This window comes from Streptomyces sp. NPDC002588 (assembly GCF_040295925.1).
In the GTDB taxonomy this organism is placed as follows: Bacteria; Actinomycetota; Actinomycetes; order Streptomycetales; family Streptomycetaceae; genus Streptomyces.
Map to the genome: position 1 here is coordinate 458150 of NZ_JBEOWF010000001.1, position 14015 is coordinate 472164.

General features: G+C 72.7%; 11 protein-coding genes. 4 read left to right on the top strand and 7 right to left on the bottom strand.

Going from position 1 to position 14015, the window contains the following annotated elements:
- Positions 1–29 precede the first annotated feature (29 nt).
- A complete protein-coding gene (locus ABT057_RS02100; RefSeq protein WP_352340458.1) occupies positions 30–677 on the top strand; it encodes a helix-turn-helix transcriptional regulator in 648 nt (215 codons plus the stop codon).
- Positions 678–776: 99 nt separating this feature from the next.
- Positions 777–992, top strand: a complete 216-nt coding sequence (locus ABT057_RS02105) for a DUF4177 domain-containing protein (RefSeq protein ID WP_352340459.1) — start codon at positions 777–779, stop codon at positions 990–992.
- Between the two features lie 117 nt (positions 993–1109).
- Here the strand turns inward: ABT057_RS02105 and ABT057_RS02110 are convergent, their stop codons facing one another.
- Positions 1110–2177: an AraC-like ligand-binding domain-containing protein gene (locus ABT057_RS02110; RefSeq protein WP_352340460.1), complete on the bottom strand. Its 1068-nt coding sequence runs from the start codon at positions 2175–2177 to the stop codon at positions 1110–1112.
- Positions 2178–2186: 9 nt separating this feature from the next.
- On the opposite strand from ABT057_RS02110, the gene ABT057_RS02115 reads away from it, so the two are divergent.
- Together ABT057_RS02115 and ABT057_RS02120 are read left to right on the top strand one after the other, a co-directional pair.
- A complete protein-coding gene (locus ABT057_RS02115) occupies positions 2187–3203 on the top strand; it encodes an NAD(P)H-dependent flavin oxidoreductase (RefSeq protein ID WP_352340461.1) in 1017 nt (338 codons plus the stop codon).
- A gap of 188 nt (positions 3204–3391) precedes the next feature.
- The gene (locus ABT057_RS02120; protein WP_352340462.1) at positions 3392–4177 is read left to right on the top strand and encodes an IclR family transcriptional regulator; all 786 of its coding nucleotides are present in this window, start codon (positions 3392–3394) and stop codon (positions 4175–4177) included.
- Here the strand turns inward: ABT057_RS02120 and ABT057_RS02125 are convergent.
- The 6 genes from ABT057_RS02125 to ABT057_RS02150 are packed head-to-tail and all read right to left on the bottom strand — an operon-like array spanning position 4152 to position 14012.
- Positions 4152–4847, bottom strand: a complete 696-nt coding sequence (locus ABT057_RS02125) for a glycosyltransferase family 2 protein (protein ID WP_352340463.1) — start codon at positions 4845–4847, stop codon at positions 4152–4154. The two genes, ABT057_RS02120 and ABT057_RS02125, sit on opposite strands and share 26 nt — an antisense overlap.
- 29 nt (positions 4848–4876) lie before the next feature.
- The gene (locus ABT057_RS02130; protein ID WP_352340464.1) at positions 4877–6832 is read right to left on the bottom strand and encodes an ATP-binding protein; all 1956 of its coding nucleotides are present in this window, start codon (positions 6830–6832) and stop codon (positions 4877–4879) included.
- 1 nt (position 6833) lies between these two features.
- Positions 6834–8405 (bottom strand): hypothetical protein, encoded by a 1572-nt coding sequence (locus ABT057_RS02135; RefSeq protein WP_352340465.1) that lies wholly within the window; start codon positions 8403–8405, stop codon positions 6834–6836.
- The gene (locus ABT057_RS02140) at positions 8402–9697 is read right to left on the bottom strand and encodes a hypothetical protein (protein WP_352340466.1); all 1296 of its coding nucleotides are present in this window, start codon (positions 9695–9697) and stop codon (positions 8402–8404) included. Before ABT057_RS02140 ends, ABT057_RS02135 begins: the two co-directional genes overlap by 4 nt.
- Positions 9694–11604: a hypothetical protein gene (locus ABT057_RS02145; RefSeq protein WP_352340467.1), complete on the bottom strand. Its 1911-nt coding sequence runs from the start codon at positions 11602–11604 to the stop codon at positions 9694–9696. Before ABT057_RS02145 ends, ABT057_RS02140 begins: the two co-directional genes overlap by 4 nt.
- Before the next feature lie 53 nt (positions 11605–11657).
- Entirely contained in the window at positions 11658–14012 is a 2355-nt protein-coding gene (locus ABT057_RS02150; RefSeq protein ID WP_352340468.1) for a phage tail protein, read from the bottom strand.
- Between the last annotated feature and the right edge of the window lie 3 nt (positions 14013–14015).

The window sequence follows — 14015 nt, forward strand, 5'->3', positions numbered from 1 at the left end:
GACGACCTCAGTTGTGAGTTGGGGGGCGCGTGCCTCAGGAAGTACTCGTCGAGACCGTGCGCGTGGCGGTCCACGCGCCCTCCGCGTTGATCCGCGCCGGACTGTCCGGCTTCGTCGCACTGGACCCGCGCCTGCACGAACTGCCGCCCGACAGGATCCGGGAGGCCGACGCGATCGTGGTGGCCGTGGACGTGGCGGACGAGGCCGCCCTGGGCCTGCTGCGGAGTCTGAGCGACGCACCCGGCGCACGGTTCCTGGTGGTGGTGGGCAAGCGGTGGCGGGCCGACGTGTCGGCGGCGCGGCGGCTGGGCGTCCGCGCCGTCGTCTGGTGGGACTTCTGCAGCCCGGACGTCTTCTCCCGCGCCGTGCGCGCGGTGGCGGGCGGCGACGAGGGCGTCTCCTCTCCCCCGCCCGCGCCCGCGCGTCAGTCACGGCACTCGGGGCGGACGGAACACGGCGTCGCCCCGTCCCGGGAACGGGCCGTGCTCGAACTCAGTCCTCGCGAACTGGACGTGCTGCGCCTGATCGCCGAGGGAATGCACTGCGCCGAGATCGCGAAAGAGCTGTCCTACTCCGAACGCACGGTGCGTTACATCCTGTACGGCGCGATGAAGCGCATGCGGACCCGCAACCGCGCCCACGCCGTCTCCTACGCCATACGGGCCGGACTGATCTGAACGGCCGTGGCGGGACCCCACCGTGCGCGGCGACGGCGACCGGTGGTTGGCTGTCCCTGGTTCCGTCAACCAGTCCGTCCACGGGAAGGCCGTGCAGCCATGAGCAACCCCTACGCGCTCGAGTACAAGGTCGTCACCTTCCGGGAGTCACTGATCGGAGACGCGCTGGACAGCGACAAGCTGGAGAAGGTTCTGAACAAGCATGCCGAGGACGGCTGGGCTCTCAAGGCGATCACGTCCGCCGACGTCAAGGGCCGTATCGGGCCCGGTGCGGTCGAGGGCCTGCTCCTCACCCTGGAGCGTCAGCGCCGCTGACGGCCACGGGTCCCGCCCGGCCCGGTGACCGGCGGCTCCGGGACGCTCGGCCGGGTCACCGGGCAGGCACCGGCCGCCGGTACGGGAGGGACACCAGGTCACTCCCGCGTCGTCCGCTCACCGATCGACAGCCGACCGGGCCGCCCCTGTGGTCTCCTGACGTATCTGAGCAGGGGTGCGGCCGTACTCACGGCGGAAGGCGCGATGGAAGCTGGTGACGTCGGCGAAGCCCGCCCTGACCGCCACATCTATGACGCGCAGATGTGCGCGTGCCGGGTCCTGAAGCTCACGCCAGGCGTAGTCCAGCCGACGACGGCGTACCTCGGCGGCGAAGCTGCGCTGTTGGTCGGCGAAGACCGCGTACAACAGGCGTACGGACACGCCCAGCCGGCGGGCGGTGACGGGCGGGGACAGGTCGTCGTCGGTGAGATGCTCCTCGATGTCGGCCAGTGCGGCGGCGCGGAGCCGACTGTGCCGCACCGGCGTGGACGAGGTGGCGGCCGGCTGTTCCAGGGCGACGGCGAGGATCCCGCATGCGTGTGCGGCCAGCCTCGCCGCGGTGTCCTCCGCGAGGTCGTCCCGGGTCAGCGCGCCCAGGGCGTGACGGACCGCCGCGCCGACCCCGGTGGCCGTGTCCACGCGGGTCGCCGTCCGCACCGGTGCACTCACTTGCCTTTCCAGTAAGGACTTGGGCAGGAACAGCGAGAGCTGTCGGAACTCCTCGGGGAAGTCGAAGGCGAACGGTTCGGCAGTGTCGACGACGCCGATGTCGCCCGGGCGCAGCACGGTCGACCGACCGTGCTGTGTCATCCGACTGGTTCCCCGCAGTTGGAAGTTGGCGTAGTAGCCCTGCTGCGGAGTGTGGGCGATGTCGCGGGCGGTGCGCTTCACCTGTTGCCGCTGCGAGTCGATCCGGGCGATGTTCATGTCGGCGAGCGGCCATTGGCTGACCGTCCCGGCAAAGCCGTCGCGCAGATCCGACTCCGGGGTCAACGCGAGGAATGCCTCGCAGATGAGTTCCCGCCAGTGTGCGAACTGCGCTGCTTGAGGTGATTCCGACGTCGACCAACGCTGCACCACGAGTCCCCCCGAACTCCGGCTTGACGGGGTTGCACCCGGTCCCGTGCACTCAAGGCAAGTCAACGGCGCACCCAGGGCAACACCTGCGATGGGCGGATCGTACACCGTTGAGGGATGAACCTCACGACGCGTTTCACCGAGCGTTTCGCGCTCACCACGCCCATCGCGCAGGCGGGTATGGCCTTCGTCGGCTCCGCCCCCGAACTCGCCGTCGCGGTGAGCGAAGCGGGCGGCCTGGGCAGTCTGGGCGCCGGGCTGATGCCTGCCCGCGAGCTGGCCGGCGTCATCAGGTCGGTGCAGGAGGGCACGGACCGGCCGTTCCACGTCAACTTCATCACGGGCCTCACCGGGCAGGAGAGCATCGACGTGGTCGCCGCCGCCGGGGTCGCGGCGGCCTCCTTCCACTGGGGGCACCCGCCACGCGCCTGGATCGATCTGCTGCACGCGGCTGGAACGCAGGTTTTCGAACAGGTCGGTTCGGTGGACGAGGCCCGGCGGGCGGTCGACGACGGCGTCGATGTCGTGGTGGCGCAGGGCTGCGAGGCCGGCGGCCACAACCGTTCCACGCTGCCGACATTCGCGCTGGTGCCGATCGTGGTGGACGCGGTCGCCCCGGCTCTGGTGCTTGCCTCGGGCGGGATCGCCGACGGGCGGGGACTCGCGGCGGCGCTGATGCTCGGCGCGGACGGCGCCTGGATCGGAACCCGCCTGGTGACCACCGCCGAATCAGCCGCGCACGACGGGTACAAGGACCGGTTGATCGCCGCGTCCGCCACGGACACCACCCGCACCGCGATCTTCGGCCCGGACAATCCCCGGTTCAATCCGATGCGGGTGCTGCGCAACCGGGTCGTCCGGGAGTGGTCCGGCCGGCCGGACGAGGTCCCCTCCGACATCTCCGCGGAGCCGGTCATCGGACATACGACCCTCCTGGGTGAACAGCTTGAAATGCGTCGGTTCACGAACCTGGTGCCCATGCGGGACATGACCACGGGCGACTTGGAGGAGATGGCACTGCTCGCCGGGCAGGGGGTCGGACTCATCGACACCGTGGAACCGGCGGGTGCGGTGATCGTCCGTATGACCGCCGACGCCACCGCGGCGATGGGCCGGTACACCGGCCGTGTGTGAGTCCCGCCTCCCGGGTTCCGGTGGGCGGGACCGACGGAGCGGGATCCGGCGTCCGACGCCCGGCGAGGCGGTTTCCCGCCCGGACGGCGACGGCGGTAGGACTTAGGCGGCCGCGCATCCCGTTCCTGACAAGGTGACGGGAGCCGTCCGCTTGTTGATGGCGTATCGGTACGTATCGAGGAGCGGAGTTGAGCGAGGGATTAGGAGCGACAGCACCGAGGAGCGGGGAGTTGTCCGCGGGCGGGGTGGATCGGCTGTCCTGGCCCGACTCCGGTGCGGTGCCGGGTGCCGGCAGGCGGGGTGTGCTCGATGGCGCTTTCGGGCTGTTGGCGGCGGTGCAGCGGGCGGGCGAAGCGGGGCTCACCACGCTGGCCTCGGAGAGCGGGCTGCCCAAGACGACCACGTACCGGCTGCTGGAGCAACTGGTCGAACTCGGTGCGGTGGAGCGGTGCGGTGCCGGTTACCGCATGGGTCCGCGGATGTTCCAGCTCGGGCAGGGATGGCAGCCGCATCGCGGGCTGTGGTCCGCCGCGCGGGAACCGGTCCGTCGACTGGTGGGTGCCACGGGCGCGTCGGTGGCGATCAATGTGCTTCGCGACGGGCAGACCCTGGTGGTCGCCTCGGTGCCGGGCGAGGCCGGGCTGCTCACTCCGCCGCAGAACAGCCTGACCTGGCCCTGGTTCACAGCGGCGGGCAAGGTGCTGGTGGCCGGGGCACGTCCGGGTCTGCCGCTGGACCAACTCCCCGCGTCCTGGCCGCGGGAGGCGGCGGCCATCCGGGAACGTGGCGTCGCGTTCGACCGGGAGGAAGTGATGGCGGGCGTGTGCTGCGTGGCCGTGCCGTTGTACAAGGACGACGGTGCCCCGGTGGCCTCGCTGTCCGTCATCGGCGGTCCCTCGCACCACCTGGAACGGCTGGGCGGCATCGCCCAGTTGACCGGCAGGGCGATCAGCGCAGGGCTGCGCGGACGGTAGACCGCCGTGGCTCCGGTGGAAGGCTCCGGTAGAGGTCCAGGTCCGGGCCGAGCAGGGCTCGCACCTCGGTCATGGACGAGGGTGTGCAGTGGACGCCGAGACTGGTCTTGGCGACGGTGTTGCCCGGGTGGACCAGGGCGACGAGGCTGTCGCCCGGCGTGACGGCGATGGGCCGGTCGGCCAGACGGCGGACGAAGACCGCGTCCTCCGCGTTGGGGAGGTCGGGGAAGGGTGAGCGGACCCAGAGGTCCCGGCGGAAGCAGAGGCTCTGGCCGGCGAGCCAGCGGGGCAGCCGGGGCGGCCAGTCGAAACGCCAGGCCCGGCCGTCGCCCGGGGCGTAGTAGAGCAGGCTCGTCATGCCGCACAGGTCGACCCGCCCCGACTCCAGTTGCCGCAACTGGCGGCTCAGCCGGTCGGGGGCCTGCCAGTCGTCGTCGTCCCAGTGCGCGATCACGCTGCCGGACGCCATCTCGCACGCGAGGTTGCGTGCCGCGCCCACCCTGGTGCGCCGGACGACCCGGTGGTACCGGACGGACGGCAGCGGGGGCACCAGATCCTCGACGCTGTCCGTGCCGTCGTCGACGATCACCAGTTCCTTGAGCGGATAGTCCTGGCGCAGGAAGTAGTCGATGGCCAGCGGCACGAAGGGCCGGCGGTTGCGGGTCGGCATGATGCAGCTCACGAGCGGCGGCGACATCGTCACGCTCCGGTCCGGATGGGGTTCGGCAGCGGGCAGGAGGCGCCGAGGCGGCGGTACTCGCGGCGCACCGCCTCGGTGACGTCCTCGTCGCCGACGGCGGCGCCCCGGGCGAGGGAGCGCAGGACGGCGTGCAGCGCCGCGTTGCGGATCTGACCGCCGGTCAGATCGCACCGGCGTGCCGTCTCGGACAGTACGGCCGGGTCGACCCGGTGGTCGCCGGGCAGGTGGGCCGACCACAGCCGGCGGCGCAGCTCGGCGTCGGGCGGTACGAAGTCGACGGTGACGTCCATCCGGCGCAGGAACGCCGGGTCGATCCGGTTGCCCGCGTTGGTGGTGACCACGACGATGCCCTCGAAGGTCTCCAGCCGCTGCAACAGGAAGTTGGTCTCCAGGTTGGCGTACCGGTCGTTGGCGTTGCCCACATCCGTGCGGCGGGCCATCAGCGCGTCCCCCTCGTCGAGCAGCAGCAGGACGTCCAGCTCCTCGGCTCGGCCGAGCAGCCGGTCGAGGTTGCGTTCGGTCTCACCGATGTACTTGTTGACGACGGCTGCCAGGTCCACCCGGAACACGTCCAGGCCGAGCGTCGCGGCGAGATGCCGTGCCACCAGTGTCTTGCCGGTGCCGCTCGGACCGCTGAACACGGCCCGCACGCCCCGGTTCAGGCCGCTGTGACTGCCCCGGGTGACCGCCGTCAGGCGTTCCCGGTGCCGGCACCGCATGGCCAGGACGTGCAGTTCGGCCTCCGCCGACGCGGTGAGCACCGGCGGGTTCGCGGGGGGCAGCGGGGCAAGCGGGCGGGCGAGGGTCTCCAGGCTCTGCCGGTTGAGGGTGCGGGTCGCGGAGGCCACGTCGGCGGCTGTGACCGCGGTGCGTCCGGCCGCCCGGGCCGCGGCCGCGGCGACCGGAGCCGCCCGGTGGATGCTGCCCGGCGTCAGCAGGAACCGGTCCGCGATGACGTCGAGTTCGGCGTTGTCGGCCGTCGCCGCGAGGGTGCCCCAGAGCCGGCGGCGGTCCGCCGCCGCGCACGCGCCCAGGACCACGGTCACCGCCGGGTCCACCGCCTCGCCGGTCACGCCACCGGTGCGTCCGATCACCACTCCGAGCGGCCGGTCGAGGCCGGGCAGCCGGGGCAGCGTGACGTTCTCGCCGGGGCCGGGGGCGCAGCGGACGACCGGGAGTACGTCGCCGATCGCGGCGAGGGCGCCGAACGTCCGCCAGCCGTCGTCGCCTGGCTGACCGTCGTACACCAGCAGGTCCAGGCCCTGCGAGGCGGCCAGCGAACCGAGCAGGGTGGTCCGGCCGGACCCCGTCATGCCGCGTACCACCACGGCGGCCACGGATCCGTCGCGCATCAGGGTCGGCAGCCGCGGGACGACGGTGGCGGCGTCGGCGGCGAGCACCATTGCCTCCGGCGCCGGAAAGCCGTCGCGCGCGCGGAAGGTCAGTCCGGCCGGGAGCGCGTCGGGCCCGACCCTGCCGGTGCACAGCAGGTCCCACACCGGCACCGGGACGCGTACCACCCACTCCGAGCGCGGGTCGGCGGGATTGTCGACCCGCAGCAGTCCGCGGGCGGCCAGGCTCTGCACGCGGTCGGTGAGATCGTGAACCGTGTGGGAGGCGTCGGCGAGCAGCCAGCCGAGCAGGCCGACGCAGGGCCGCCGTGACGGGAGGGGGTCCTGGAGGTGGGCGAAGAGCGCACCGAACCGGACGTCCAGCTCTATCAGTCCGGCCGCGGTGAGGACAAGCGTGTCCGCGGCGTCGAGCCGGTGCCAGGGTGGCAGTGTCGTGGGGCCGTCGTCGGCGCCCCGTCCTGTGCGGTACTCGTCGAGCCATCCGGGGTTCGCCCGGGGATCCGACGCCGTGTGCGGAGCCTCGGCCAGCCGTCGCCGTATCCGGTCGACCAGGTCGCGGACGGGTGGCAGGGAGGGGGCGGTGACCGGGTCGATGGTCAGCATGTCAACTACCGTCGTCGAAGTGGAAGGCGATGATCCGGCCGAGCGCGGGGACCCAGCCGGGGTCCTGGTCCAGCCCGCTCATCCGGGCGGCGAGATCGACCTGTTGCAGGTTCAGCGTCACGTCGATGTGGGTCCGGCCGGCGAACACGGTTCCTGGCCGGGCGAACACGTCCGGTGTGAGCCGGTACCGGTCCAGGAGGTCCCGCAGCCGGTGGGTGAGCGCGCCGAGCCGGACGGGTGAGGGCACGGTGGGGTCGCGGCCGTCGAGTTCGGCCAGGACCCGCCAGACCGGATCCTGTTCGGCGGTGCGGTCGACGGGCAGCAGTGACCTGCCGAGCGCTTCGAGGGTCGCCCAACCGGACTCGGCCACCGGAGCGTCGACGCGTGGCAGCTCCAGCCAGGCCATCAGGTTGACCGCGTAGAAGACACTGGCGAACCGGCTCTCGGTGGCGGTGCCCCAGAGGGGATGCCACTGCCGCGTGGCCCCGGTGCCCGCGTGTCCGGTGACGGACGCCGGGGTGTCGGCCGGGGTGCCGGCCGGGGAGTGGACGGGCGGCAGGGCGGCGCCGTCCGGCCTCTGGATGCCGGACGGCGGGTCGACGGGCGGCGGACCGGCACCGTCCGGCCACCGGGTGCCGGCCGGGGCGTCGACAGCCGGCCCGGCAGGCGGCAGGGCGGCGTCGGCGGGCCACCAGGTGCCGGCCGGGGCCTCCGTCGGCCCGGGCGCGGCGCTGTTTGTCGGACGGCGGGGTGCGGCCGGGTCCGGCGCGGTCGTGATCGCGGGCGCGGTGGGCCGGGCGGCGGCGTCGGCCGGTCGCGGCGGAGTGGCGGCGGACTGCGGAAGGCCGTCGGCCGCGCGCCCGAGCAGGCTGCCGTAGGCGGACGCCGGTGTGGCGGCGAGGGCCAGTCCGACCGTCAGCAGGGCCCGTCCCTCGGGCCGGAGAGCGGCGCCGGGTTCCGTCCGGTCCGGCGCGGCGGCGGGCGACGGCTGCGGCCCGGCCGCCACCGCGGGCGCCGTCGGCGGTGCCGGTACGGCCGGGCCGCGGAAGGCCGCCAGGACCGCGTCGAGGACGACGCGTGCCTGGGGGCCGGACAGCAGGCCGACCGCGCGTACGGCGTCCGCCTGCGAGCGCCGGGCGAGCTGGGCCAGCACCGCGGGGACCCAGTGCGGCCGGTCGAGCCAGAGCCGGGCCAGTGTCTCCCCGGCACCGCCCGCGCCCGGTCCGGATCCCGTGCGGATCGCCGTCGGCCAGTACCACCGGTCGGCCGCGCGACCCGCGACGATGTCGGCCGTCAGACAGGACAGTGCCTCGACCTCGTCGCTGAACAGCACCGCCGCGCAGCCCGGTGCCGTAGGGCCGAGTGCGGGCCGAGCCGCGCTCTCGCGCAGCGCGGCGATGCGCTCGCGCGCCGCCCGGCGGTCACCGGCGGGCACGCTCAGCCGCCGGATCACCAGGACCGCGTGGTCCGGGGCCGATGAGCCGAGATCGAGCGCGCGGACGGCGGCGTACCCGTCGGGCAGCTCGTCACGGACCCGGTGCAGGCGCATCCTGTCGATCCGGACGCCGCTCACCCGGTGGTGTCCTTCGACGTGTCCGCCGGCTTGGTGATCGTGCCGGTGCCGGCTCCCTGCCAGGGCAGAAGCGTCATGAACACCACATACGCGGGCCCGCTGGGGCCGTCGAGGTTCTCCCGGACGAAGAAGAACGTCAGTCGTGTGCCCCGTTCGTCGGAGTTGAAAGAGGTCGGCTCCGGCGGCAGTTGCCAGGACTGGCGCAGCGCGAAGTCGGCGACCGCCCAGTCGATGACGCCGCCGTACGCCGCCACACCGTTGAAGAAGTACCAGGGGTCGAACGCGGACTCCGCGAAGGTGGCCGAGGGCTTCGTGGCCGCGACGGTGGCCGGGACGATCTCGTGGCTCTGGAAGACGGTGGGCAGGAATCCCACAGGCGGCAGCAGCCCGAAGTTCGTCGAGCAGTGCAGAAAGCGGGTCGTCCCGATGCCTGCGAGATGGTCGATCTGCTCCTGGAACTGCAGGAACCGGGCCTGGCCGTCGGCGTCGCGCCGGTCGGCGACCAGCCCCGACCAGGCCGAGGCGACCGGGTCGGGCGAGACGATCCTGCGCCGGGCCGACCAGATGTCGAGGTCGACGACGCTCTGGCCGTTCCAGCGGAAGACCGCCAGCGGTACGTCCCGGTCGGTGAGGTCCGCCGGGGCGAGGCGGTCGAACCCGGAGTACGCCGGGTCGAAGGCGAACGGGGAGTACGGCAGGCTCGTCAGCTGATCGGTGCCGTAACACCAATGGGCGGTCAGATTACGGAGGTTGTCCGTTGTGGCGGTGATCCCGGAGACCGTGGTGAGGTCGGGCAGGGCGATGGCCCGGATCTCCACTCCCTCGGCCGTCCAACGGGCCGCGCACCCCGGGGACATGGTGCTGTCCGGCGGCGGCGCCAGCGGTGACTGCCCCTGCGGCTGCTGGACCTGGCGGGCCGTCAGCAGATACCCGCCCGGGGTGACCCCGGAGCTCGCGCCCGATCCCGAACAGCGGCGGAACACCGCGGAACCGGCGCCGGTCGTGGTGCTCGTCGGCAGGGTCAACGCCAGCGTGATCGTCCGTGGTGCGACGACCGGCTGCCCGGACGGGCTGATGGCGGTGCCCGCCGTCACCGTGAGGGTGGTGGCGGCCGAGGTGACCCACAGTCCGTCGACGATCCCGGCGCCCGCCGCCCGGCCGATGCGGGCGTCCCGGTCGAGCAGGCTCGCCTGGCCGGTCGCCAGGTCCTCGGCGGCCAGCAGCCGTCCGTTGACGTAGTTCGGCAGCAGCGCGCCGCCGGTGAAGTCGGATCCGATCGTCTGGCTGGTCATCGCTTCTGGCTCCGCCCCGTGGTGGTCTTCCGGGCGGCGGGCGCAGGCTCGGCCCCTCCGCCTTCGGGCGACCCGACCCGGTGGAAGGCCACGATGCCCGCCGTGTCCCGGTCCCAGCCGGTGAACTGGACGCCGCCCCCGTCGACCAGGTCGGCCAGCCCGCTCTCGCCGGACTCCGGACCGGTGAGCACGAACCCCTCCGCCGGGAAGACGAAACGGACGTAGGCCGGGAACGGGCGTGCGCCGCCCGGCACTTCGGTCGTCACGGTCCAGGCGTTCCCGTACGCCGGGTCCTGGCTGAGGGCGGTGACGGTCAGCGGGTCCCCGGTGGTCTCGTCGTATGCCCGCACCTGCGGGGTCAGCACGGTCAGGCCGCCCCGGGCGCCGCGTGGTTCGGGGTGGAACCACAGCTCGAAGCCGAGCTGCCGGTCCGTCGTGCCCGTGTCGGTGATGGTCACGAATTCGGCGTTGGCGATCGGCGTGCCGACCGCCGCCGCATCTGCCACCGATTCCTCGGTCAGGGTCAGCGTGCTGGCCGGTGCGAGGGCCGTCGTGTAGGCCGTCACGGCTCCGGTCGCGGTCGTGTTGAGGAATCGCCCGCCCACGTTTTCGCGCCACTGCTGCAAGGTCGAACTGCCGTAGACGAGGACCGCGTCGGACTCGAACCGGGCGCCCAGCTGCTGTCCGGCGGTGAACTTCGCACCGTTGGGCGGGGTCAGCGTCCATACGGAGCCCAGATTGAACGAGTCCCCCGCCATGGGCTTGTGCACCGCCGTGAACGCCACGGTCGTACCGGACTCCGTGACGACCTGGACCGGCGCGGTCAGCGTGACCGGGGCGCCCACATGGAACCAGGCGTCGATGGTGAAGACACTCCCGGTCAGGTTGGGCACCAGAGTCACCAGCTCGATCGGTTCGAGGTCGACCCGGTCGGGCGGAGGCAGTTCCTGGATCAGCTGGGTGCTGAGTACGCTCGGCCGGCCCGGGTCGAAGATCTCGGCGTGGGTGACCCTGGGGTCGGCGGGGTCGAACGGGGGCCAGATACCGGTGCTGAACTGGACGCCCCCGAGCAGGATCGAGGGGTCCGACGACGGCGACGGCGTGAGCAGGTCCGGTTCGAGCCTCGGCCTGACCTCGCTGACCCAGATGGCGAAGATCTCGTCCCACAGCCGCGCCGCCCGCCATTCGGCGATCTCGTACGCCAAGGGCGGCGGGCCGAACTGGTCCAGGTCCCCCGGCCCGTTCTCCGCCTGGTCGGCCAGCGCGCGTACGGCGGCGAGCAGCGCGTCCTCGCCCGGCAGGGACTGATCGGGCTGCGGGACGACCCCGACCGACCTGAGGAGCCGGCCGAGCCGGCGGTCGCTGTCCCAGCGGGGCATCGGCGGTGGATCCCAGCGCAGTTCGACGGTCCAGGAGTCGCGGATCCGGGACGCCACCTGCGACTGTTCGCCGGTGCCGCACGACTGGCCGGGCACCGGCACAAGGTTGTCCAGGCAGCTGGCGTAACTCGCGACGACGTAGACGAGGGTGTCGCCGGAGCCGTTGCCGTGCGCCTGCACGATTCCGGGGAACGCCTGCTCCTGGGCCACCAGCCAGGAGCCCAGCCGGACGCACTGGGTGTCGGGGACGGTGAACTCCCGTCCCCACTGGTCGATGCCCGCGCCGGGGCTGACGTCGATGGAGTAGTCCTGGGTGCCGTCGGTGGTCGGTTTGGTGGTCAGTTGCAGGCCGTAGCTGGTGCCGTAGCCGTGCAGCAGACGGCGGTGCCGGTAGTCCTTCTCCTGCCGGTACAGCTGTTCCTGGAGGAACTCGTCCAGGCCGAGCACCATCCCGTAGGAATAGTTGACCCGCAGGTCGGGGCTCAGCGTTCCGGTGGTCAGGGATACGCAGGGCTCGGTGTCAGTCATCGCGGACCTCTCCTGATCTGATGCTTGTGCGCGTCTGGGCGCGTCTGGGGCGTCTACAGCGCGGGAAGGGCGCCGAGCCGGTCGCGATCGCTCACGACCCGGTCGGTGATGTCGAAGGGGTGGCCGTAGCCGAGGTAGCCGGTGGCGAGCACGCCGCTGCCGGTCACCATCGGCACGAACGACGGGCCGTGCACGATCTCGGTGTCGATGCCGAGGCGGGCCTGGCCGATCACGAACCGCTCGTGGTAGCGGCGGATCTCGAACCCGGTGTGGGCCGGCTTGGCCGCCGCCACGATGCGGGTCACCATGGCGACGGCATCCGTCGTGAGATCCGCGGGCACCTGCACCTCGAACCGGTGGGCAAAGCGGCGGACCCGGGTTCGCGGGTCCTGGGCGGACTCTCCCTGCGCCGGGCCTGCCGCGTCACGGGTCAGGAACCGCTCCACCACCCGTACGCCCGATCCGGTCCCCGGCGCGGTCCCGACCGGGTCGAAGACCCGTTCGTCCACGACCGGGTCCAGGTACACCCGCAGCGTCGCCACAAGGCCCAGGACGGTGCCTCTGCGCCGGTAGAACCTGTCGACGTGCCGGATCAGGAAGCGCCGCCGTCCGGTGTCCCACAGCGGGTCGAGGGCGAGCCCGAACCAGGCGGCCAGCCACGGCAGGTCCTCGGTGGGCGCGGTACGGGCGTCGAGGAGCAGATGCGAGTGCTCGATGCGTTCCTCGATCGCGGTGTACAGGCCCTCGGGGTTGGCGAGGAACCGCTCCAGGAAACGGTCCGGCCCGTCGTTCTCGGTGTAGACCGCGGGCAGGTAGTGCTCGGGGTAGGAGAACCGGGGGAACCACGCGCGCAGCGAGCGGAGCAGGGGCGACGAGCGCCCGTTGCCGGTGAGGGTGACCTCCAGTTGCAGGTAGCGGCCGGTGACCCCCTGGAAGAGCAGTTCCCAGGTGCCGGTGGAGTCGGGCAGTGTGCCGTCGGACTGCCGCCGGTCGGCCCACACGTCGAGCCACGGCAGTTCCGGGCCGCCGGAGCGCAGGTACGGTGTCGGCTGGTCGAGCCAGGGCTCCAGCGACAGCAGGGCGGGATCGTCGCCGCCGCGCGCCCGGATCGTCACGCCGGTGCCGGTCGGGACCTGGGCGTCGAGGAGGAGCCGGTGCCATACGCACCCCGGGCGCCGGCTGTCGAAGCTCTCGCCCGCGACCGCCCCGGCCGGGTCGACCGGGGTCACCAGGGTCGCCGTCGTGGCGAACCGGCACTCGTTGAACACCTCCAGCGAGATCCAGCGCTCCCCGAAGTCGTACCAGGCGCCCGGCCCGGAGCGGACCAGCGCACGCCCGGCCCAGCGGCGCATCGGCAGGAAGTCGTCCTGCGCCCGCACCTCTCCGGTGCCGGGGTCCAGGGTGAACGCGATCACCTGTCGGCCCTCGGCGTCGCCGACGTAGAGCATGGGCGGGGGCAGCGGGCCGGTCGCGGGCGGCCCGGGAAGGTAGCAGAAGTCATGGCCGAGCAGCGAGTACAGGGCCGGGGTGCCCGTCGGGTCGGCGGGGTCGGCGACTTCGACGACGTCCCGCAGTGGCGTCGCCCAGCGCGGCTGCCCCTCGTCGAAGCGGTACAGCGTGGAGAAGCCGCAGCCGGGCTCGGTGGCCAGCACCAGCGCACTGCCGTCGGGCCCGGGTTCGATGGCGACGGCGCCCGGCGGCGGTCCGTCGGCGGCGGTGAGCGGCCATCCGCCGCACAGCCGCAGGTGTTCGTCGAGACGCCAGTAGTGCGCGTGCTCGGCGTCGAGAACCAGGGCGCCGCCGTCGGGGGTGTCGGCGAGGTCGAAGGGGGCGAACTCCTCGCTGTCCGGCCACACCATGCGCAGCGGTGCGCCGCCGCCGCGCAGGTCGAACACGAGCAGCCCGGCCTCGGCCGGTGTGTCCTGGCCGCGGTAGCCGATCAGCAGGTACTGGTGGGTGGTGACGGCCAGTCCCTGGAGCAGGATCCGGACCGGCGGGCAGCCCCCGGTGTGGGTGAAGGTGCCGGGGGCCGCGGTCCGGCAGGCACAGCTGTCCGCCAGGTCGTCGACGGACCACCAGGTCGTGGCGGAGCGCGCCGATCCGCCCAGGCGGCGTACGGTGCGGCGGTCGGTGTCGATCCAGTACCAGTTGCCGAAGCCGTCCCGGCCGGTGCCGCGCCGGGTGTCCGGGTCGATCGGCGTGGTCCGGCCCGCCCGGCGGAACAGCGGTGTGTCCCGGCGCAGCCGGAGCACCCCGGGATCCGGGTCGTACTCCCAGGCGGTGCCGGTCACCGAAGGCGCGGTGTCCGCCCAGGCCCGCGACAGGGCGTGGCCGGAGGCCGTGTCGGTGCAACGGCCCCAGTCGTCCACCCCGTTGACGATGTGGTACTGGGAACCCTGGACGTCCATCGT